This is a genomic window from Candidatus Palauibacter sp. (genome assembly GCF_965213655.1).
Lineage (GTDB): Bacteria > Gemmatimonadota > Gemmatimonadetes > Palauibacterales > Palauibacteraceae > Palauibacter.
Genome location: NZ_CBDBZT010000003.1, coordinates 3,286,955 through 3,309,738 on the forward strand (window position 1 = coordinate 3,286,955; position 22,784 = coordinate 3,309,738).

Annotated in this window: 15 protein-coding genes; 8 read left to right on the plus strand and 7 right to left on the minus strand. The window is 67.4% G+C overall.

Going from position 1 to position 22,784, the window contains the following annotated elements; translation table 11 throughout:
- The first annotated feature begins 17 nt into the window (after positions 1–17).
- The 4 genes from ACOOGH_RS16680 (at position 18) to ACOOGH_RS16695 (ending at position 5,303) form a co-directional block, all read left to right on the plus strand.
- On the plus strand, positions 18–1,421 hold the full coding sequence (locus tag ACOOGH_RS16680; RefSeq protein WP_420449979.1) for a nicotinate phosphoribosyltransferase: 1,404 nt from the start codon (positions 18–20) through the stop codon (positions 1,419–1,421).
- A gap of 8 nt (positions 1,422–1,429) precedes the next feature.
- Positions 1,430–1,900, plus strand: a complete 471-nt coding sequence (locus ACOOGH_RS16685; protein ID WP_420449980.1) for a hypothetical protein — start codon at positions 1,430–1,432, stop codon at positions 1,898–1,900.
- 5 nt (positions 1,901–1,905) lie between these two features.
- Positions 1,906–2,550 (plus strand): hypothetical protein, encoded by a 645-nt coding sequence (locus ACOOGH_RS16690; RefSeq protein ID WP_420449981.1) that lies wholly within the window; start codon positions 1,906–1,908, stop codon positions 2,548–2,550.
- A 245-nt stretch (positions 2,551–2,795) separates the two neighbouring features.
- The gene (locus ACOOGH_RS16695; protein ID WP_420449982.1) at positions 2,796–5,303 is read left to right on the plus strand and encodes a Calx-beta domain-containing protein; all 2,508 of its coding nucleotides are present in this window, start codon (positions 2,796–2,798) and stop codon (positions 5,301–5,303) included.
- 220 nt (positions 5,304–5,523) lie between these two features.
- Here the strand turns inward: ACOOGH_RS16695 and ACOOGH_RS16700 are convergent, their stop codons facing one another.
- On the minus strand, positions 5,524–6,747 hold the full coding sequence (locus ACOOGH_RS16700; RefSeq protein ID WP_420449983.1) for a 6-bladed beta-propeller: 1,224 nt from the start codon (positions 6,745–6,747) through the stop codon (positions 5,524–5,526).
- 296 nt (positions 6,748–7,043) lie between these two features.
- Between ACOOGH_RS16700 and ACOOGH_RS16705 the strand changes: the two genes are divergently transcribed.
- Entirely contained in the window at positions 7,044–8,276 is a 1,233-nt protein-coding gene (locus ACOOGH_RS16705) for an IS256 family transposase (RefSeq protein ID WP_420438216.1), read from the plus strand.
- Positions 8,277–8,649: 373 nt separating this feature from the next.
- On the opposite strand, the gene ACOOGH_RS16710 is transcribed toward ACOOGH_RS16705, so the two are convergent.
- Positions 8,650–9,873: a tyrosine-type recombinase/integrase gene (locus ACOOGH_RS16710; RefSeq protein WP_420449984.1), complete on the minus strand. Its 1,224-nt coding sequence runs from the start codon at positions 9,871–9,873 to the stop codon at positions 8,650–8,652.
- Positions 9,874–10,028: 155 nt separating this feature from the next.
- Between ACOOGH_RS16710 and ACOOGH_RS16715 the strand changes: the two genes are divergently transcribed.
- Positions 10,029–14,372: a Calx-beta domain-containing protein gene (locus tag ACOOGH_RS16715; RefSeq protein WP_420449985.1), complete on the plus strand. Its 4,344-nt coding sequence runs from the start codon at positions 10,029–10,031 to the stop codon at positions 14,370–14,372.
- Between the two features lie 15 nt (positions 14,373–14,387).
- Here the strand turns inward: ACOOGH_RS16715 and ACOOGH_RS16720 are convergent, their stop codons facing one another.
- The gene (locus tag ACOOGH_RS16720; protein ID WP_420449986.1) at positions 14,388–15,140 is read right to left on the minus strand and encodes a hypothetical protein; all 753 of its coding nucleotides are present in this window, start codon (positions 15,138–15,140) and stop codon (positions 14,388–14,390) included.
- Entirely contained in the window at positions 15,130–16,179 is a 1,050-nt protein-coding gene (locus ACOOGH_RS16725; protein WP_420449987.1) for a c-type cytochrome, read from the minus strand. The genes ACOOGH_RS16720 and ACOOGH_RS16725 overlap by 11 nt, the downstream gene beginning before the upstream one ends.
- A 227-nt stretch (positions 16,180–16,406) precedes the next feature.
- Between ACOOGH_RS16725 and ACOOGH_RS16730 the strand changes: the two genes are divergently transcribed.
- Positions 16,407–17,750 (plus strand): amidohydrolase family protein, encoded by a 1,344-nt coding sequence (locus tag ACOOGH_RS16730; RefSeq protein WP_420449988.1) that lies wholly within the window; start codon positions 16,407–16,409, stop codon positions 17,748–17,750.
- 37 nt (positions 17,751–17,787) lie between these two features.
- Positions 17,788–18,222, plus strand: a complete 435-nt coding sequence (locus ACOOGH_RS16735) for a cupin domain-containing protein (protein ID WP_420449989.1) — start codon at positions 17,788–17,790, stop codon at positions 18,220–18,222.
- 69 nt (positions 18,223–18,291) lie between these two features.
- On the opposite strand, the gene ACOOGH_RS16740 is transcribed toward ACOOGH_RS16735, so the two are convergent.
- The 3 genes from ACOOGH_RS16740 to ACOOGH_RS16750 form a co-directional block, all read right to left on the minus strand.
- Positions 18,292–20,181 (minus strand): gamma-glutamyltransferase family protein, encoded by a 1,890-nt coding sequence (locus tag ACOOGH_RS16740; RefSeq protein WP_420449990.1) that lies wholly within the window; start codon positions 20,179–20,181, stop codon positions 18,292–18,294.
- Positions 20,182–20,307: 126 nt separating this feature from the next.
- Complete coding sequence (locus ACOOGH_RS16745) at positions 20,308–21,024, minus strand: S8 family serine peptidase (protein ID WP_420449991.1); 717 nt, start codon at positions 21,022–21,024, stop codon at positions 20,308–20,310.
- Positions 21,025–21,035: 11 nt separating this feature from the next.
- Complete coding sequence (locus ACOOGH_RS16750; protein ID WP_420449992.1) at positions 21,036–22,754, minus strand: ABC transporter ATP-binding protein; 1,719 nt, start codon at positions 22,752–22,754, stop codon at positions 21,036–21,038.
- Positions 22,755–22,784: the final 30 nt, after the last annotated feature.

The following is a 22,784-nucleotide window of genomic DNA, read 5'->3' on the forward strand; positions in this document are numbered from 1 at the left end:
ACGGAGGATAGGGATTCGTGCCAACAAAGAGTGCCGCTTCGAGTCGCGATCCGGGACAGAGCGCCCTGCTCACGGATCTCTATCAGCTCACCATGCTGAAGGCGTACTGGGAGCACGGAATGCACGAGACGGCCGTGTTCGAGTTCTTCGTCCGCCGGCTGCCCCCGAATCGCAGTTTCCTGCTGGCGGCCGGCCTGGCTCACGCCCTCGACTACCTGGAACGCCTGCGCTTCGAGCCCGAGGCACTCGCATGGCTCGGCGGCCAGTCCGCCTTCCCCCCCGCCTTCGTCGACTGGCTCGCCGACCTGCGCTTCACCGGGGATGTGGACGCCATGCCCGAGGGCAGCGTTTTTTTCCCCGATGAGCCCGTCCTGCGGGTTACCGCGCCGCTCCCGCAGGCGCAACTCGTCGAATCGCGCCTCATCTCGCTGCTCAATTTCTCGTCTCTCATCGCCTCGAGGGCGGTCCGCTTCACGCTCGCGGCCCCCAAAGCCCAACTCGTGGACTTCGGCCTGCGGCGAGCACACGGTTCCGAAGCGGGCCTGCTCGCCGCCCGAGCCGCATTTATCGCCGGCTTCGACGGCACCGCGACCGTCCTGGCGGGTCAGCGCTGGGGCATCCCCACCTTCGGGACCATGGCCCATTCGTTCATTCAGTCTCACGACAGCGAAGCCGATGCCTTCGTTCGCTTCGCCCGCGCCCATCCCGACAACGTGGTGCTGCTCATCGACACCTACGACACGGAGGCGGGAGCGGCGAAGGTCGTCGAGATCGCGCCCGGCCTCCGCGCCGAAGGCATCGAGATCACGGCGGTGCGGCTGGATTCCGGAGATCTCGCGACCCACGCACGGCGAGTACGCCGGATTCTGGATGAAGGCGGCTGCCCGGGCGTCCGCATCTTCGCCAGCAGTTCCCTCGACGAGTACGAAGTGGCTCGGCTGGCCGACGCGCCGATCGATGGGTTCGGCGTGGGGGCCGCTCTCACCGTCTCCTCGGACGCGCCGACGCTCGACAGTGTCTACAAGCTCCAGGAGTACGATGGCCGTCCGCGCCGCAAGCGCTCGGAGGGGAAAGCGACGTGGCCCGGCCGCAAGCAGGTCTTCCGGACATGCACCGATGGTCGGCTCGCGAGCGATGTCCTGGGACTCGAAGACGAAGGACTGACTGGAGAAGCTCTCCTGGAGCCGGTGATGCGTGTCGGAGCACGACTGCGGCCGGATCCTGCACTGGAGGAGATTCGGGACCGGGTCCGCAGCTCGTTGGCGATCCTCCCGGACGGATTGAGGGCGCTCGCGTCGGCCCGCGCTCCCTTCCGGGTCGAGCCATCGCCTGGCGTCCGGGCGCTGTCCCGACAGGTCGACGGGAAGTCCGCAGGATGCGGAGTCGACAGCGACTTCCGAACGTCCGGCGTTACGCGGTAGCTTTGGGCATGACTAACGAAACTCCTCTCAACCGTCATCGTCTGTCCCCCCTGTGGCGGCGTCTTGCGCTCGGCCTCTTCCTGATAGGCTGTGGCGGCACCGCGGCGGAACTGCTCCTGCTCGAGCATTTCGAGGACCCGTGGCAATGGACGCCGATTGCGCTCCTGGGAGTGGGTCTGGCGGGCGGTTTCGTCCTGGCGATCCATGCCACGCCTGGCGCCTGCCGGGTGTTCCGTTTCCTGATGTGGCTCTTCATGCTGGCAGGCGTTCTCGGCATGTACCTGCATCTGAAGTCGAATGTCGAGTTCGAGAGGGAGATGAACGCCGCGGTGGGCGGGTTCGATCTGGTCGCCAAGGTACTCATGGGTGCCATGCCGGCGCTGGCGCCCGGTCACATGGCCCTGCTCGGCCTGCTCGGCTTCCTCGTTCTCCTGCGCCATCCCGCTCTCGCGAGGGGCGAATCTTCGGAAAAGGAATGAATGGAATGGAATGGCGACTCAGAATCGGTGTCGTGGGCGGTCTCGCCGTCCTTTTGCTATCCGTGCCTCCCACTCGGGCTCAGGTGGGGGAGAACGTAGACGGCCTCGTGAACCCGAACCTCGCGACGGAGGAGCAACTTGCGGCGGTCCCGGGCCTGGACGCGGATGCGGTCGCGGCCCTCATGGAAGCGCGGCCCTTTCTGCGCATGGCCGACCTGCACGCCATGGTGGCCGAGCACGTCGACGCGGACGGCCACGAGGCCGTGTACCGCGCCATGTTCGTCCCCATCGATCTCAACGACGTAACGGACGAGGAGATCCTGCTCATCCCCGGCGTCGGGAATCGCATGCTGCACGAGTTCGAGGAATACCGACCTTACGTCGCCCTCGCGCAGTTCCAGCGGGAGATCGGAAAGTACGTGGACGATGACGAACTCGCGCGGCTCGCGCAGTACGTGTACGTGCGGATCGACCTCAATTCGGCGACCGAGGAGGCGATACTCAGCATCCCGGGCGTCGGGGCCCGCATGCAGCATGAGTTCGAAGAATACCGTCCTTATGCGTCGATGGCGCAGTTCCGGCGCGAGATCGGCAAATACGTGGACGAGGATGAGGTGGAGCGTCTCGCCCGCTACGTGGAGATCCGCTGACGAGACAGCGCGCCCGAAGGTCGCCCCCCCCCTTTTTGGGCGGGGATCTTCTTGCCCCCGAAGGGGTTCCAGCGCTTGAACGGGCGACCTTTCGGCGATAGGATTCCCCTGCATTAGTCTCTGAAGTCGTCGTCCGGCAGAGGTGATGCGGGGTCCCCCAACCGGCATGTACCGGGGTGGAGGGGTGGAAGCGCGACTGGCCATGGTGGCATGGTCGGCGCGCCATGGGGAAGCGGAAAACGGGCATGGCGGGTTCGGAAACTGGCCCCTCTCGGGGCGGGTTGACGGCGGGACATACCATTCTATCCGCGGATTGCGCGGACTACGCAGTCGAAGCCAGGCGCAGGACGGACACGTCGCCAGGCCGCGCGCTTCGCATCTCTTCTCAAGTCGCTGCAATTCTTCTGGCGTTCGCGAGTCTTGCCGCGGGCACTGCCCCCACTGCCGCGGCGCAGGAAGCGCCCCAGCGAGCGGATGCGAGCGGCTTCAATCCCGACGGCACCCCTTCGGTCCTCACCAACGCGAATCCCGAGACTGCCCGGCGCGCGGAACTGGCCCCCGCCGTGCGCGGCAACACGCTGGAACGGAATCCTCCCCCGACGGGGCATCTGATTGTCGGCGGCTATGGCACCAGATCCTGGACCGACTCCCTCCGCGTGAACGCGTCGCTCAACGTCAGCACCGACAGCATCCGGGACGCCGACGGACTCGATCACGTGGAGTGGGAATACCAGTGGATTCGGGTGACCACGGGCGGTGGCGAGACCAACATCGCCGAGGCGACTCGAAGCTGGTACTACGTATCGGAGAGCGATCTCGGCCACCGCCTGAAGGTACGGGTCACCTTCCAGGACGATGAGGGGAACTGGGAGCGGATCGATAGCGAACTCTCAGCGATCGTGGACGTGATGACGACGGAGGAGCACGCCCTCATCTCGCTGGAGGCCGACAAGGACACGGTGGAGGTTGGCCAGTGGGTCAACTTCACGATCCGGCGGCGCGGCGAGATGCAACAGCAGATCCGGGGCGACATCAACGTCCAGGGCCTCCGGTCGGACATCGAGGACTGGTATCTGTACGCCTACGTCTTCCGTGGGCAGGCGACCCGGAACTGGAATCTGCAGGTGGAAGCGGAACCCGGTGGCGTCCACACGCCGGGCCGGACGATCACGGCCCTGCTGCGTGGCGTATTCGAGGACTTCGCGCTCGTAGACACGACGGCCGTGACGGTCGTCGTGGTGCCGGCGGGCACCCGTAACCGCGGCGACGTGGGCCCGCCGGACGCGCAGAGCGCCACGGTCGATGCCTCGACCCTTGTCATCTGGTACGACGAGACGCTGGGCTCCGGCTCGAACCCTCCGGCGAGCGCCTACAGCGTCAGTATCAACAGCGGAAGCGGCATGAACCCGACCGCCGTCGAAGTAGCCGGACGCACGGTGACGCTGACGCTGGGCACACCCGCGGCGTACGGCGACCAGGTGACCGTGAGCTACACGGCGCCCAATACCGGCGCGGTGCAGGACGAGGCGCAGAACGATGCGGGCGACCTCACGAACTACCCGGTGACGAACAACACCGCGGCGCCGACCCCGACCATAGATGCGCCCGCGACGCTCAGTCTCAACGAGGATGTCGGCACATACAGCTTCAGCGTCTCGCTCTCCCGGTCGATCAACCAGAGCGTGACCGTCGGCGTCGCCGCTCAAGCAGGTACAGCGACTGCCAGCGACGACTTCCAGGTTTCTTCGGGTACGCTGACGATACCCGCCGGCCAGACTTCCTCCGATACGCACACGATCACGATCGACGACGACGACATCGACGAGGGGAGCGAGACCTTCAGCCTCGTCTTGAGCAGCCCATCGTCGGGCGCCACGCTCGGCAACAGCACGACGACGGTGACAATCACCGACGATGATACCCGAGGCCTCTTCCCCAGTCCGAGGTCGGTCACGGTCCCGGAGGACGGAACGGAGACCTACACGGTGGTGCTTGAGTCGGAGCCGACATCAACGGTGACGGTGACGGCATCACGGTCGGGGGATGCCGACATCACCGTGGCCCGCGGGGCATCGCTGGAGTTCACCACGGGCAACTGGTACGTCCCGCAAACAGTGGAACTGAGTGCGGCTGCGGACGCGGACAGCGTCGATGGGACCGCGACGATCACGCACACGGCCTCCGGCGGCGACTACGGTAGTAACAACGTCAGCGCGACCGTGGCGGCGACGGAGGGTGATACCAGCGACGACGGCGAGAACAACAACAACAACAACAACACGGGGCACTCGGTCTCGACAGGCGTGACCCTGAGCTTGGGCCCCTCCGGGGTCGGCGAATCGGAAGGCCAGCGGACAGTGACCGTAACAGGCCGACTCAACGGGGACGCCATGGAGTCGGCGAAAACGATCTCCGTGAGCGTGGGCGCCGGCGGCGACGGCGCCGTTTCGGGAACGGACTATACGACATCGGGCGGCTTCAGCTTCGAGATTCCGGGTGGACAGACGGAGGGAAGCGGGACGTTCACGATCACCGCGACCGACGATGATGTCGACGAGGGGAACGAGACCATCACCGTGTCGGGGGTGGTATCCGGGCTGGATGTCACCCCGGCCACGCTGAGGATCGTCGACGACGATACCCGCGGCCTCTTCCCGAGCCCCGGGTCGGTCACCGTGCCGGAGGAAGGAACGCAGTCGTACACGCTGGTGCTGGAGTCGGAGCCCACGGCCGCGGTCACGGTGAAGGTGTGATGTGATTCATAAACCGCTGTCGTACAAACACTTACAGAGTCAGCTATCAAGCGGTTACCTCATTTTGTCCCTCTTCTCGGACGGGAATCCAATCGACCCCATCGGAGGTCCGTGGACCCCGTGACGATGAGTCCCGCAGATCCCGCAGACCGCCGATTGTGGACCACGAGCCGGGACGGCCGACCCCGTTGGGCTACGTTCCTGGGCGTCCCCATGCGCCTTATCGTCGGGCGGGCTGCCGTTCGAGTCGCCACACGTCAACGTGGTCCAAGTCCATTTCGTCTGTGCGGATTGTCGCGAGATGATCTCCCCGGAAAACGGGGACGGTTCGCTCCTTGTACGGGACGGCGGGAACGCTGCCGAGCAGCCTGCCTTCGGGATCGAAGAACTCCCAGCGGTTGCCGGCGGTGCGGATGACCTCGACCCACAACTTGCCGTCGGGGGACACGAAGATCTCGTTGATGAACGACTTCCGGTCTGGTCGGCTGTAGTTCCGGGGGTTGCAGGAACCGTCCGGCCACCGCTCCATGGCTTCATCGAACTCTGCACTTCCGGCCGCCCATTCCTCGTCCGAGATGGGTTCCGGCGGCAGTGTACGCTCGATTACCCGCAGGGTGTCGCTCTCGCCCTGCGTGAGGGCAATCCGGTAGAAATAGCCCCAAGCCGAATACGCGAATCCACCGGAGGCCGGGTGCTGCAAGAGTTTTGCCGCAGTCGTGTTTGGATAGACGCCGATCCGCCCGTCCCAAGTGCAGAGAATCGGCTCGACCTGCCCAGGAAGAGCGCTTGGAACAGACAGGAAGGAAACGGTGTCGCCTGTGTCGCCGCTGCTGTCGAGGCCCACCCACTGCGCGCCGTCATCAGGATCGAACGCGAAGCGGAAGACCTCGTTCTCACCGACGGGGAAGAACCGAATGAATGCAGCCGAACCGGTCAGGCCTCCCGAGGTCCTTCTTTGCCCGAGCCACTCGCCGTCAACGGAAAACTCGCCGATGCGCCCCTGGCCGGGATCGAAGGTCACGAGCCGGTCCCCGGCCCACGCCAAGGAATAGAGGCTCCTGAACTCACCCGGCCCTTGGCCCTCCCGACCAAAGGTGCGCACATGCGCCCCGTCGAAACCGAAGACGCGGACTTCGAGGTTGGTGTTGTCGGCAACGAATACGGTCTGGCCGGGACCCAGGGCGACGGAGCTGACCGAACCGAACTCGTCGGGAGTCACCTGTTCCGTCAGCGATTTGGGTCCGATCGAGACGACCGGGGCAAGTCGCCATCCGGGTGGCGTGCCGGTGTTGGCGACGTGGACGACGCTGCCCAGAGTATCGAAGGTGGTGGAGAGATCGCTCCGGCCGGGAGTGGAGTTCCCCTGATCGCAGGCCGCTGCCAAGGTCAGCGCGAGTAGGAGCAGAACCTTGGAGGTGGAGATACGAAGCGGATGCGGGGGCATGACCATTCTTGGCACGATGATGGTGAAGGAAGGCACACCCAAAGGTTGGCTGGCGCCCCGGTCCCTGCAAGGACTGGTCGGCAACAAGAGGCGGATGTGGGCGACGTGGCGGCAAGCAGCCATCATGGCGCTATGGGCCGGGAAAGCTTCGTCGCCGCGACTTCGCGGCAACGATTTCAGGGGGGTTCGAAGGGGGGGCGGAGCCACCCCCTCGCCAGCCGCAGGTGTTCAACACGGGAGTGTGCTGATTTCTGTGTAAATGGCCATGGAGTAGACTCTGGAAGCGGGAGGAGACCATGGCGAGGAAGAAGGATGCGACGGAGCGGGAGGTAGACGAGCTTCTCGACAGCCTGCTGGAGGGCCGCAGCCCGGAAGAGATCATGGGCGGAGGCGGTCTTCTGGAGGCGCTGACGAAGCGGGTGGTGGAGCGGGCGCTGGAGGGAGAGCTCACCGACCACCTGGGCTACGAGAAGCACGCGAGAGAGGGCCGCAACGGCGGCAACTCGCGCAACGGCCGTACGCGGAAGCGAGTGAAGACGGACACGTCGGAGTTCGAGATCGAGGTGCCTCGGGACCGTGATTCGACGTTCGACCCGAAGTTCGTCAGGAAGGGCCAGCGTCGGCTGGGCGGGTTCGACGAGAAGGTGATCGCGCTGTACGCGCGGGGCATGACGACGCGGGAGATCCAGGGTCACCTGAAGGAGCTGTACAAGGTGGAGGTCTCACCGTCGCTGATCTCGGCGGTGACCGACGCGGTCCTGGAGGACGTGAAGGCGTGGCAGGGCCGGCCGTTGGATACGGTGTACCCGATCGTGTATCTGGACGCGATCCACGTGAAGGTGCGTTCCCGGGGCCACGTCCGGACGCACGCGGTCTACCTTGCCCTGGCCCTGACGCTCGAGGGCAACAAGGAGCTGTTGGGGCTGTGGGTGGGCGAAGCGGAGGGGGCGAAGTTCTGGCTCTCGGTCCTCACCGAACTCAAGAACCGGGGGGTCGAGGACATCCTGATCGCAGCGATCGACGGCCTCAAGGGCTTTCCCGAGGCGATCGAGTCGGTGTTCCCGAAGACGCAGGTCCAGCTCTGCATCGTGCATCTGGTGCGCGGCTCGCTCCGGTTCGTCGCCTGGAAGGAGCGCAAGGCGGTCGCCAGGGACTTGCGGGCCATCTACAGGGCTCCGAGCCTGGAGGCGGCCGAGACGGCGCTGGAGGCCTTTTCTCAGCGCTGGGACGAGCGCTTCCCCATGATCAGCCGGAAGTGGCGGGCGAACTGGGCGAACCTGACCCCGTTCTTCGATTATCCGCCCGAGATCCGCAAGGTCATGTACACGACGAACGCGATCGAGGCCCTGAACGCGCAGCTCACGAAGGTGACGAGGAAGCGCGGCGCGTTCCCAACCCCGGAGGCGGTCAGGAAAGTGCTGTACCTTGCGATCGAGAGGGCGTCACAGCGCTGGACCCGGCCCGTTCAGGACTGGACCGGCGCCCTGAACCACCTGTCGATCGTGTTCGAGGGCCGAGTGCCCGTATGAGTGCGAGGGCCATTTACACAGAAAATCTGACAGTCCCGTTCAACACTGCGTGTGCTGGCTGACGACCACTAAGGGTCGTGAGCCAGCCCCCTGCGGACGCCTTAGAAACGCCGCTCCGGGCATCGCCCGAAACAGCTTCGGCCGGGCCGTCGCGGGCCAGGCTGCCGGCCTCTTGGTCGAGCGCCTCACGGGCGATGAGGACGAGTCCGTTCCCCGTGGGGATGGCGGCACTCTCTGCCGCCCGCCGCGTTCTGCTCTACCGTATCCCCTCGGGGACCCGAGATCGTCGCCCTCAGGCGATGCCACGGCCCGTAGATTCCCCGAAATGCCCTCATCCACCCGGAACCTGCATCTGAGTCTGTCGCGGAGGTGTCTAGGTCGTCGTGCCCGCGCTCCCGTTCGCCAGATAGGCCGCCCAGTCGTCCATGAGCCGACGCCTCCGCTCGAACAGGTCGGTGCGACGGTATGCGGCTTCCACCTTGTTCTGGACCACGTGCGCCAGCGCGGCCTCGACCACCTCTCGGGGGTGATCCGTTTCCTCTGCCGCCCAGTCCCGGAACGACGACCGAAACCCGTGCGGCACCGCCGCGATCCGGTGCCTCTGGAGCAACTGGCGCAGCCGCTTCTCGATGAGCGGCTTTCCGTTCAATCGCGTGAACACCAACCAGCTGCCCTCTCCTCCCAGCGTCCGGGCCTCCCCGAGGATATCGACCGCGCGGCGGCACAGCGGCACCCGATGCTCCCGCTTCGCCTTCATGCGCGTCGCGGGCACCGTCCACACCGCCTCGGCCATGTCGATCTCCGACCACTCGGCCCAACGCACCTCACCCCACCTCGCCGCCGTCAGCACCAGAAACTCGAAGGCCAACCGGGCCACCGGCATCTCGTCCGTCGTCCTCGCCTTCCTGATCGCCGATCCAACCTCCCGATGCGGGAGCGCCTTCATGTGCTTCACGACCCGGTTCTGCGGCCCGAGCACCGACCGGACCCGGTCGCAGGGGTTGTCGGTCCGGTACTCCATCGCCACCGCCCACTCGAACACCGAGCGCATGCGCTGATGCACCGACTGGGCCGTGGATCCCTTCGTGTGCCAGATCGGTGTGAGGATCTCCAGGACATCGGCTGTGGCCACCTCCGAGACCGCGATCTGGCCGATGCGCGGGAAGGCATAACGTTTCAGAGTCGATAGCCAGTCCTTCCCGTGCTGCTTGCTGCGCCATCCGGCCTGCTTCTGCTTCAGGACGCGCCCGGTTGCCTCGGCGAAGCTCGGGATGCCCCGTGCCCGTCGCCGCTCGGCAAGCGGATCGCCGCCCTCGCGGGCGAGCTTGCGGTTGGCCCGCGCCTTCTCGCGGGCCTCGGCCAGCGACACGAGCGCGACGCTGCCGAGTCCGAAGTCGCGGCGGCGGCCGCGAATGACGAGTCGCTGCACCCAACTCCGGGCACCGCTCGGCTGAACGTAGAGGTAGAGTCCATTGCCGTCGCAATGCCTCCCGGGAGGTGCGGAACGCACGAAGGCAGCCGACAGCCGCTTGTGGGGGTGGCGGCCCTTCGGCTTGGTTCTCCGGGCCGTCGCGGGCGTGTGGGTTACGTCATTCATTACCTCATAATATGTGGGATCGGATCGGACGTCAAGGAACGTGGCGAGAGGACAACAAGCGAGTATGTGTGACATAAACGCTTGTAAAACAACGATATACTACACTTAGCCGAACGCCCTTGGACGTTACTGGATTTGACTAGACTACAGTCACGGTGACGGCGAGACGCACAGGGGACTCGGACATCACGGTGACGGAGGGTGCGTCGCTCACGTTCACGCCGAACGACTGGTACCGGCCACAAACGGTGACCTTGAGTGCCGCGGCGGACGTAGACGGTAGCGATGGCACGGCTACGATCACCCACAGCGCAGCTGGTGGTGACTACGGCGCCAACAACGTCAGCGCGACGGTCACCGCGACGGAAGACGACGACGGCAGCAGCGGAGGCGGAGGAGGAGGCGGCGGCGGGGGCGGCGGGTCGTCCTCGTCGATCGTATCACTCAGCGTGAACCCGTACCGCATAGGAGAGGGGGACGGCCCCACTTCGGTGACCGTGACGGGCAGCCTCGACGACGGGACGCAGGACTCGCCGACGACGGTGACCGTCAGCATCGGCGCGGCTGGCGACGGCGCGACACCGGGGTCCGACTACGAAGTCGTGAACGACTTCACGCTTGAAATCCCGGCAGGCCAGACGAGCGGCAGCACGACGTTCACGTTCACGCCGATCAACGACGGCATCATCGAACGGAGCGAGACGGTCCGCGTATCCGGAACGGGCTCCGGGGTGAGAGTCAACTTCGCCACGTTGGTCATCGTTGACGACGACGCGCGCGGACTCCTTCCGAGTCGCCGCGTTGTGGAGGTACCGGAAGGCGCAACGGCGACCTACACGCTCGTGCTGGAGTCGGAGCCCACGGCCCCGGTGACGGTGACCGCCGCGCGGAGCGGCGACGAGGACATCACGGTGAGCGAAGGCGCTATGCTGACGTTCACGGCCGACAACTGGGATCTGCCACAGACGGTGACGCTGAGCGCGGCGCACGACGAAGACGACGAAGACGGCACGGCGACGATCACGCACACGGCCTCCGGCGGCGACTACGACGGCATCACGGCATCCGTGCGGGCCATCGAGAAGGACAGGATGCAGGCCTCGACGAAGGTGACCCTGAGCCTGAGCCCGTCCGAAGTGGGCGAGGCCGACGGTCAGAAGACGGTGACGGTGACGGGCGCGCTCGATCGCGGGCCGCTGGAATCTGCGACAACCGTGTCGGTCGTCGTGGGCGCGGCCGGCGACGCCGCCGAAGAAGGGGTCGACTACGGCGAGGTGGCCGACTTCACGTTCGAGATCGCGGCCGGGATCACGAGCGGGAGCGGAACATTCAGCATCGAACCGACGGACGACGACTACGCGGAAGGCGACGAGTCGGTCACCGTGTCGGGTTCGGCGACGGGACTGACGGTCGACGGCGCCACGCTCACGATCGTGGACGACGACCGGCGTGGCCTCTTCCCCAGCCCGCGGACCGTGCTGGTACCGGAGGGTGAGACGGCGACGTACACCCTGGTCCTGGAATCGAAGCCGACGTCCACCGTGACGGTGACGGCCGCGCGGACCGGCGACGAGGACATCACGGTGAGCGGAGGCGAGACGCTGACGTTCACGGTCGACGACTGGTATGTCCCGCAAACCGTGACACTGAGCGCTGCCCACGACGATGACGACGAGGACGGTACGGCGACGATCACGCACACGGCCTCCGGTGGCGACTACGACGGCGTCACTGCGGCTGTCAATGCGATTGAGGTGGACGACGAGGGCGCCTGGACGCTGGAGTTCCGCTCGAACGGCTCCACCGTGAACTCCGTTGCGGAAGCCGTCGGGACGGTGGAGATCGTCGCGACGCGCGGCCAGGCCCCGTCCGAGCCGCTGGTCGTCACGCTTTCCGGTGAAGGCTCCGCCGAGAGCGGATCCGACTGGCAGCTCGAGACCACCACGATCACCCTCGCGGCGGGCGCCACCGAGACGACGGGCGAAATGACGATCCTCGACGACGCCCGCCTCGAGGACTCGGAGTCCGTGACGGTGCGCGCCAGCGTGGACAGGAGTGAGGTCGCCTCCGGAGCCCTTGAGATTCTCGACGACGATCGGGCCACGATCGCGCTCGTTACCGAGACCCCGACCGTCGAGGAAGGAAGCTCGGTGACGGTGTCCGTCCTCGTGGAGCCGACGGGTGCCGGGTGCGTCATCCCCTTCGACCTCATGCCGTCGATCCTGGTCGAAGACGGCGGCGGCGCGGTGTCGTCCACGGTTCCGACGGCCGTGATGATCCCGGCGTGCGAGTCGGTGGCCACCTTCAGCTTCGACACGGACGATGATGAGGAACCGGCGGGCGATCGCCTCGTGGTGTTCACCGCCGAGGTGAGTGAAGACGATCGAATCTCGGGTGGGACGCTGACCGTCAGGGTCACCGACAACGACAACTCGCCGGCGGAAGGGGCCCCGACGATCACGGGCATTCCGCAGGTCGACGAAACCCTCACGGCGCATACGGATGGGATCAGCGACGCCGACGGCCTGACGCAGGTCGCGTGGCGGTACCAGTGGCTCCTCGTCTCGGGCGATTCGGAGGCCGAGATCGCAGGCGCCACGGAGCGGACCTACGTCGTGCGAGAGGAGGACGTCGGGAGCCGGCTCAAGGTGCGGGTGGACTTCGAGGACGACGCCGGCAACGACGAGAGCCTCATGAGCGCGCCGACGGATGAGGTCCGGCCGGCACCAGTCACCCCGGTGGTGACGATCACGGCGCTCACGGCTACGGTCACCGAGGGCGAACCGGCGCGCTTCACCGTTCGAGCCGAGCCGAGCCCGGAGAGCGCGATCACCGCGATCGTCCATGTGGCCGGGACCAACGACATCCTCGCCGGCACGCCGAGTCCCTCCGTGACGATAGAGGCCGGGCAGGACAGCGCCGTCCTGGCCGTGGAGACCCGGGACGACGATGTGGACGAAGGTGTCGTGGCCGGGGCGGTCACCGCGGAGGTCCTTGCCGGACCGGGGTACGAAATCGGGACACCCTCTACCGCGGTCGTGACGGTACAGGACAACGATGAGGTCGTGTCGCTCGACCTGACCGGGTGGCTGGCGCGGGTCGGCCGCACGGCTTCGGACCAGGTCATGGAGACCGTGCGCGAGCGCATGACCCGAGGGCCGGGGGCAACCGGTATGGTGATCGGAGGCTGGGACGTCGTCGGCCTCGGCAACCATTGGACGGCCAAGCCCTCCGAACGACTGGCCATGTGGTCGGCCACCGATCCGTCGAACCGCAATTTCGGAAAGTCCGCGCGTGAGCTCTTCGGCCGGAGCTCGTTCAGCGCTTCCGGGCAGCTGGGCGGCGACGGCTACTGGTCCGCGTGGGGCCGTGGCGCCAGGACGGCGTTCCGCGGCGGCGAGGGCGATGCCGCCGTCGACGGCGAAATGAACGGCTTCATGGCCGGCTTCGACTTCGCCCGCGGGCGTTGGGTCGGCGGCGTCGTCATCTCGCATAACCGCGCCGACGGCGTACTCGGATCGGGCTCGCGAGAGCACGATGTCGGGACGATCCTGACCGGCGCGTACCCGTGGGCGCGGTATGCCGTGAGCGAGTATTTTTCGGTATGGGGAATGCTCGGTTACGCGGGCGGTTCCCTTTCGCTCGACGGTGGCTCCGAGTCCGATCCGAACGCCAACCTCGCCATGGCCGCCTTCGGCTGGCGGGGCGATGTGGTCGGCACCAGCGGCGAGGACGGCTTCTCGCTCGCCCTCACCTCGGACGCGATGGTTTCGCGGGCGAGCACCGGCGGCGACGCCCTCATCGGCGAGCAGGACGGCGGCGCCACCCGGGCGCGCTTCCTGGTCGAAGGGTCACACAGGTTCCGCGTCGGGAACGCGACGCTGCAGCCTCTCGCCGAGGTGGGTGTGCGGCGTGACGCGGGAGACGCGGAGACCGGCGCCGGGATGGAGATGGGCGGCGGCCTGAGCGTCACGATTCCGTCGCTCGGTCTGACGTTGCAGGGCCGTGCACGCGGGCTCCTCGCGCACGAGGACGGGACCTACGAGGAATGGGGCGGGTCCGCCGTGCTGCGCGTCCAGCCCGACGCCTCGGGCCGCGGTCTCTCGATGCGCGTGGCGCCCGCGTGGGGCCATGCGGACGGCAGCGCGGCCCGGCTGTTCGAGCGCCGCGACATGAGCAGTATCACCTCGGGCCGCGCCATGGGACTCGACGACCACGGGCGCATGAACGCCGAGGTCGGCTACGGCGTGCCGGTCGGCGGTCTCATCGCGATGCCTTACGGCGGCCTTCTGGGTGACGCGCGGCGGGTGGGCTTGTCGCTGCGGTCCGAGTCGCTCTTCGACCTGAGGTTCGAGGGCATGGACGGCTCCGGCCAGCGCGCCCTCCGCCTCGCCGCCGGCCTGGAGACGGGCAGCCTCAGGCTCACTCTCGAAGGGATGCACGGTCCTCGGAGCGCCGAGGCGCGGCTGAGCCTGTGGAGCAGGTTCTGGGAGGACTAGCTGCTAGCCGCGCTGCTAGCTGGACGAGAACTCGAGGGTAAGCGGAGCCGCCCCATCGGCGGTGACCGAGATGTGCCCCGCCACGGTCCCCAGCGTGGGATGCCACGCCTCGATCTCGTAGTCGCCCGGTGGAAGCGTCGGGAGCGTGAACGACCCGTCCTCGCCCGTGATGTCGAAGAAATCATGGCCCAGGACGTGGATCGAAGCGGTCATCCAGCCGTGGATGTCGCAGCGCACCTGAATCCCGATCTCCGGCGTCTCGAAAGAGCGTGTGCTCTGAATCCCGCGGATGGGCTGCCCGAGGTTGAATCCGGGATTGACGGCGGGCGCCACCCGGACATTGTGCAGGGTCGCGTCGCTGTTACGGATGACGAGCGGCTGTCCCACCCGAACGGCCACAGCGCCCGGAGTGTAGATGCACCCCGTCTGGTCGAGGACGACCTCGGCCTCGGACGGGACCGACGCCGCGGGCGCGTTGAGCACTTGCACCAGAACGCCGGCCACGCCACGGTCCGGCCCCACCCGGACGGACCGGTCCAGCAGAGCTTCGTCATGCTGGTCCCGACAATACGGGTCAGCCGACATGTCGATCGGGACGCCCTCCGGTGCCTCTCCGGCTAAGCGCACCTGCCCCTCCGCGAACACGATGCGCCCGGATATGCGTGTCCCGTCCACCGCGCCCGGTGGTCCCGCGTTCCAGCCCGCGCTCGCTGCGCAGACCACGAGCGAACAAACGACAAGCACGCGCTTCCCCCGTCTACCAGCCATCGAAAAGACCTCCATCGAACCAATCCCAGAGGATGTAAACCAGCAACTGCGTACTGCGGACATCGGAATCGGTGAGCGGCAGTCGCACGCCCACGTTGAGCATGACATGCTGGCGCGTGTTGAGCGTCACCTGCATCTGCGGCACCAGATCCCACTCCGCCCGCGATGTGTCCTCCAGATCCGCGCTCCCCAGGACCGCGATCATTGGCGACCACGCCCGCCCGAACTCGCCGCTCGTGAACGTGCGCCCGAACACGGCCCGCCAGAACGCCTCTCTCTCCGGTCCATCCACCGCCAGTTCCGTCCCGGCCTGGAGCTGGAGAAAGCCATCGCCGCCGACGATCTGCCCGAGGGCCAGGAAGGGCTCAACCTTGAGTTCGCCGTCTCCGAGCCCACGCGCTTCATCGCCGGTCGGGAGCTTCACCTCGGTTCCGAAGCTGAAGATCGTCTCCAGGTTGTGAACGAGCGCGCGCTTGTAGCCGATCTCGATGTCGCCGAGCCCGGCCCCCCAGTCCGCGGCGGAGGCGCCGTTCCCGGCCGCCCGCGGCTCGCGCGTCTGCGCGAAACCGAAGGGCAGCGCGATCTCGATCTGGTTGCGGGCCCCGAACCGCTTCTCGTAAAGGAGTTCGTTGATGACGGCGCCGGGCCCATCGGCGTTCACGCCCGTCGTCCACACCCACTCGTCCTCCGGGTACGCCTTCTCGGTGATGAGGGCGCGGGGCAGATTGAGTTCGCCGCGTGGCCACGAGCGGTCCGTGCAGAACGTCCGGATGTGGTCCATGATGGACTGCAGCTGGTCGTCGTCGAACGCTTCACCGAAGGCGGGCATCACGTCGCTGAACCCGCGCACGGGGCCTCCGGCCTTGGACACGATGATCCAGTCAGGGTCCGGCTCGCGCGAAGCGAAGCTGCAATCGGTGAGATCCGGCAGCGGGTCATCGAAGGCGATCCGATCCGGCGGGGCGCCTCGCCCGTCCGATCCGTGGCAACTTGCGCACCCGGCTTCGTAGAGCGCCCTTCCGTCCAGCGCGTCCTGCACGGCTTGCGCTCCCGCAAGCGATTGCGGAATCCACAACGCGGCCGCCACGATCAAGATGGCCCGAAGACGGATCCGCTTACGGTTGGTTGCGGGCAATCGGTGGCTCCTCTCGCGAGGGGTCCGGTCGAGCGGACGTTGTCGAAGTCGTGCGCCCGGTCGGTCAGGTTATGTCGATACCAATAACGGTTATCGCCGTCAAGAAGACACCTCGCGCTCCAGGAGGTTGCATGAAATCGCACAGGCTGTCCCTGGCGTTCGCCATCGCCGCGTGGGCCGCGGCCCCCTTCGCGGCCGCCTGCCAGCAGGGGGCGCAAGCGCGCGTCACCGCCTTCGTCGACGTGAACGTCATCCCCATGGATTCCGATCGGGTCCTTGCCGGCCAGACGGTCGTGGTGAGCGGCGACAGGATCGTCGCCGTGGGGCCGTCGTCCGCGGTCGACGTTCCGAACGGTGCCCAGCGCATCGACGGTGCCGGGAAGTACCTGATGCCGGGACTGTCGGAGATGCACGGACACACGCCGGGCGGCTTCGCGAGCGACACCTTCCGGGAGCAGGTGATGTTCCTCTACGCCGCGAACGGCGTGACGACCGTGCGCGGCATGCTGGGCCTCCCCGGCGACCTCGAGTTGAAGGCGAGGACGAACACCGGCGAAGTCTGGGGGCCGACGCTCTACCTGGCGGGTCCGAGCTTCAGCGGCGGCAGCATCAGTTCCGCGGACCAGGCCGTCGAGCGCGTGTGGACGCAGAAGCGGGAAGGCTGGGACCACCTGAAGATCCATCCCGGGCTCACTGTTCCCCAGTACGACGCCATGGCCGCCACAGCCGCACAGGCGGGCATCCGCTTCGCGGGGCACGTCCCCGCCGATGTCGGGATCCGGCACGCGATTCTCATGGGGCAGGAGACGTTCGACCACCTCGACGGCTACATGGAGGACGCCGGCGGCATCCGCGGCCCCATGGACGAGGCCCGGATGGAAGAACTGTTCGCCCTCACCATCGACGCCAGGGCCTGGGTCGTCCCCACCATGGTGCTGTGGGAAGTGGGCGTGATCGGCCTCGGCGACCCCGACGCCCTCGCGGCCTACCCGGAGATGCGCTACTGGCCCCCGCAGGACGTCGAGGGCTGGAAAAACCGTCTGCAGGCGATCCAGGGGAGGGCTGGGTGGGACGTGGAGCAGGCGCGCCTGCACGCGAGCAACCGGACGCGCCTCCTCGGCATGATGAACGAAGCGGGCGTGGGCATCCTCATGGGCACGGATTCACCGCAGATGTTCAGCGTCCCCGGCTTCTCCATCCACCGCGAACTCGCGGCCATGGACGAGGCCGGAATGTCGCCGTACGAGATCCTCGTCAGCGGCACCCGCGCCGTCGGCGACTACTTCCAGCGCTACGACTCCTTCGGGACGGTGGCGGCCGGCCGGCGCGCGGACCTCATCCTCACGAACTCGAACCCGCTCGACGACGTGGCGAACATCGCCGACCGCGCGGGCGTCATGGTACGCGGCGTGTGGAAGTCCGAGGCGGAGATCCAGCGGGGGCTGGCCGATATCGCCGCCAGCTTCGGAAATTGAGGAAACGAACAGGACGGAGACGTACAGGACGGAGACGATGATGACGGAGAATGGAAGCGTACCCGGCGTGGTCGAGCGCCACGCGGGAATCATCACGGTTCGGGGCGGCGGACGGCACCGGGCATGGAACGGGATCGAATACAAGACGGGAATGTGGGCGGAGAACGTGGGCTCCGGGGCGCTCTCCATGAACGTGGCGATGATCCCGCCCGGAGGCGTCGCCAGGGCGCACATCCACGTGGACTTCGAGGTGATGCTCTACATCCTGCAGGGACACGTGCGGCACGAGTTCGGGCCGCGGCTCGAGAAGGCGCTCGATAACGAGGCGGGCGATTTCATCTTCATCGAACCGGGCGTACCGCACGAGGTGTTCAACCTCAGCGACACCGAGCCCGTGGTGGCGGTTGTAGCGCGCTCGGACGCCCAGGAGTGGGAGAACATCGTCGACTTCGAGCGCCCCGCTCCAGAGTAGCGCCCCGCTCCAGAGTAAGGAGCCGGCTGACGCAGGAGACCGCTCGGTAACTCGCTGAATTACGGCGGGTCAGAATCCGAGTGACGCTGTCTCCCGCCTCACGTCACCGGCCGCCGTCATCACCCCGGTTTCCGGGTCGCGCCAGGTCACCGTGGGAGCGCCCGCGCGCCAGTTCCACAGGCCCCACGCCCGCACGTCGTGGCCCATAACGCGTAACGCTTCGACCGTCTCGGCCGGGATCCGGTCCTCCATGTAGAGGACGGCGGGATTGAGGTTCACTTCGCTCCCGGTGGCCGGGAAGTTGTAACTGCCGAAGCGGGGCTGGTCGACGGCCTGCTCAGGGGACATTCCCCACACCGCCACGTTCAGAAAGACTTGCAGGAGGGCCTGCATCTGCTGGTCGCCGCCGGGGGTGGAAAGTCCCATGAACGGCTGGCCATCCTTCATCACCAGAAGGGGCGAGTTGGTGTTGCGCGGGCGCTTGCCGGGCGCCATCACGTTGGCCAGGTCGGGATCCAGGTTGAACTGCCCCATGCGGTTGCCCAGCCCGAATCCCCAACCCGGGATCATGGGCGTGAAGGTGTGGCCGTCGCTCTCGGTGAGGGAAAACATGTTGCCCTCCCTGTCCATGACATTGAGGGAGAATGTGTCGATGGAGGGAGTTCCGCCAGAGGGCCGATCTCCCGCCCCCACGAAGCTCGTGGGGGCGCCTTCCGCCACCGCGGCCATCCGTTCCGGATCGCCCCACGGAGGCATGTCCTGAAACGCGCTCGTCTCGTCGATGAGCCCGATGCGCTCGCGCGCGTAGGCCTTCCCGTACAGTCCCTCCGGTGCCGGCGCGAAGTCCGGATCCCCGACGTACCGGTGGGCGTCCGCCATCGCGAGGTCGATCACCTGTGAGATGAGGTGGATGTACTCCGGCGTGTTGTAGCCGAGGGCCCGCAGGTCGTAGTTCTCCAGCATGTTGAGCATCAGGATGATGCGCGGCCCCTGGCTCCATCCGTCGCCCGTGAAGATGCCGTAGCCGTTGAAGCTGGTCCCCAGAGGCTCCTCCCAGCGACCCTCGTAGCCTGCCATGTCCTCGTACCGGACGATGCCGTCATGCTCCCGGAAGAAACGGTCCACGTCGCGCGCGGGGTCGCCCCGGTAGAAGGCGTCCCGAGCGGCGCGGATCCCTTCGGAACGGCTTCCTCCCGCCGACAGCGCCTCCCGCTCGGCCTCCATCATGTAGCGAATGAGCCGGCCCAAATCGGCGTTCACCATGAGGTCGCCCAGACGTTGTTCGCCGACCCCGCGGGGGAACCAGAAGTCGCGATTGTAGGGGAAGGCGAGGATCCCCTCCGTCTGATCCTCGATCATCCATTTCTGCATCTTGTAGAGGTGATAGCCCGCCTCCACGATGCGCAGCGTCGGCTGGGCAGCCTCACTGAAGCTGAGGGTGCCGAAACGGTCGAGGGCGGCGAGCCAGACGTCCACGTCCGCGGGAATGAGTGCGTTGTTGATAGGCGACTTGCCATGCTCGAGGAAGTAGTCGAGGGTGGCGAGCGCGGGTGAGGTTCCCGCCCCGACGCGGGTGATCACGCGCCCCTCGGCGGCGCTGTACACGATGAGCGGGGCAACGCCCGTCCATCCCGCGTAATCCATCTTGAGCGCCTTGAGCGCCATCCCGGCGGTCACGCCGGCGTCGAAGGCATTGCCTCCTGCCCTGAGCACCTCGTACCCGGCCTGCGTGGCCAGGTAGTGACCGGAGGAGATCACCCCGTGCGTGCCCATGACGCGGGGTCGCATGGCCTCGACGTTGTCGGCGTCGTGGACGGGACCGTGACTCCGGAACGGGGCGATGGTGGCGAAGACGCCTTCCTCCCCGGACGCGGATTGCTCCGGAGCATCCATGCCCGGATCGAAGGAGACGATGAGAGCCAGAGCCGCCACGGCGACCACACCTGACAGGGGCTTCATAGCATCATCCTCCCTGTTCTTCGACCGAGATGGAGGCGCAGCCAACTGCTCTCGCCTCCCACCGTCCTGAAGCTACTTGTGGGGATCGTCCCGGCAACGACGCAGCACGACGTGCCCGCGGAAACGTCAGGCCGCGGCCAGCGCCTCCAGCGCGGCCAGGGTATCGGCCCGGCCGCGTGCTTCAGGGAAGAGCTCTAGCGCGAGAGCGACCATGCCGGTCGCGTTCGCCACCGCGAAGCTGATCCCGTTCAGGTTGCGCGTCGGCGGGACGCCGGGGATGGGACGCGGGTAGCCGGACGCGTACAGGACGCGCCGCCCGATACGGATCTCGTGCCGCGAGAGGTCCCAGTCGAGGCAGACGCCGAGCGCGCCGGGAAGGCTGCCCGGGAGCTGAAGCTGTCCCTCGTGCGAATAGGCCGCGATGACGAGCGTTCCGCGCTCCACGGCCCGGTCGACCACGGGCTGCAGCACCTCGATGCGGCTCTGGCGGGGTGTCCCAAGGCTCAGATTGGCCACGCGGCAGCCGCGCTCCCCGGCCCAGTCGATCGCCTTCGCAAGCGTACGGGCGCTCGTCGCGAGCTCGTCGTGAAAGACGCGGGCGACGTGGACGCGCGCGCCCGGCGCCTTCTCCTGGATCGCCGCCGTGACGGCGGTCCCGTGGCCGAGCCGGTCGGTCAGGTCGTCGTGTGCGTTCCCGTCCGACGTGAGCGCGATTCCGCCCGCGAGAAGGCCGAGGTGGGGGTGTCCCGGATGCGCTCCGCTATCGATGACGGCGATCGAGACGCCCCGGCCGGTCCGGCCCCGGAGCGGCCCCGAGCGCAGCCGCACGAGCGAAGGCGCCACCGGGGGCGCCGTCACCCCGCGAACAGGGCGCGGAATGCGCCGGGCCGGCTGTCGAGCTCCGCGGGCCGGCCGTCCTGCACGACCCGTCCGTCGCGCAGCACGACCGCCCGCTCCGCCCGTCGTGCGAGTTCGGGCCGGTGCGTGATGAGCACCGTCGTCCGTCCGTGCATGAGGGCCGCGTAGCCCTCCAGCAGCTGCGCCTCCGAGGCCGGATCGAGGGCCCCGGTCGCCTCGTCGAGCACGAGCACGGCCGGGTCGGCGAGGAAGGCCCGCGCCACCGCCACGCGCTGCCGCTCCCCGGCGGAGAGCTGCCGGCCCCGCTCCCCCACGACCGTGTCCGCGCCCTCCGGCAGCGACGCCAGCAGCCCATCGAGCGCGGCGGCGGCGAGGGCTCCGGTGACCTCGAGGTCCGTGGCATCGGGCTTCGCGTAGCGCACGTTCTCCGCGATCGAGGCGTGGAAGATGAACGGATCCTGTTCGACCACGGCCACGTTCCGGCGCACGTCCGTCAGCGCCAGCGCCCGCACGTCCCGCCCGTCGAGCAGCACCCTCCCGCCATCGGGGTCGAGTTGGCGCGAGAGCAGATCCGCGATCGTCGACTTGCCGCTCCCGCTCGCGCCGACGAGCGCGACCACCTGCCCGGCGGGCACCTCCAGCGACACGCCCTCCAGCACCTCGCCTCCCCGCCCGAAGCCGAGCCGCACCTCCTCGAGGACCAGCGCCCCCGCGGCCCGCTCCAGCCGCTCCGCTCCCTCCGCCTCCACCACATCGAGCGGGGTGTCCCACAACTCGTGCACGCGCACCAGCGAGGCCCGCGCGCTCGCCAGGTTCGCGTACAGCCCCATCAGCGCCTGCACCGGGAAGAGGAGCCGCATCTGATACGCCATGAACGCGACGAACGTCCCCAGCGTCGTCGCCTCCGTGATGACGCGGTAGCCGCCGTACAGGAAGACGGCGGCCGTCCCCGTCTGCAGCAGCACCCCCGGCAGGCCTCCCGCCAGGTATGTAAACCAGCGCATGGACATGAGCGCGCGCACGAAGCGGTCGTTGTGGCGCCGGAAGCGCTCGGCCTCCCGCTCCTGGGCGTTGGACGCGACGACCGTGCGCACCCCCTGCAGCGTCTCGATCAGGAAGCTCCCGATGTCCGCGCTCCGCTCCCTCAGATGCGTCACGCGCCCCTCGAGCCGGTTCCGGTATCTCACCAGCGCCCACAGGCTCGGCGGCAGCGCGACGAGCCCCGCGAGGAAGAGCCGCGCGTCGAGATAGATCAGCATCCCCATTGTCCCGATCAGGAAGAGGACGTTGCCGAACAGGCCGAGCGCCGCGTCCGCGGTCACCCGCTGGATCTCGCCGATGTCGTTGTTGATCCGGGAGACGATGTCCCCCATCGGCGTCCGCGCGTAGAAGCGCGGCGAGAGTCGCTGCAGGTGCCGGTAGAGCGCGAGCCGCATGTCGAACAGGATGCCGGCCGATACCCGCGTGTACCGCATCCCGCTCGCCACGTTCGCACCGAAGCCGAGGATGGTGATCCCGATGAAGAGCCCGACGATCCTGAGCAGGAGGGGGAAGTCCCCTCCGAGGATCGCGTCGTCGATCATCGCCTTCGACAGGTAGGGGAGCGCGAGTCCCAGCGCGGTCCCGGCGGTGGAGAGGAGGACCACCGGAAGCAAAGCCCCCGCGTACGGTCGAACGTAGGCGAGGGCTCGGCGAAGGTGCGGGTCCCGGATCACCCGGACCTCATGACATCAAGTGCAGGATCG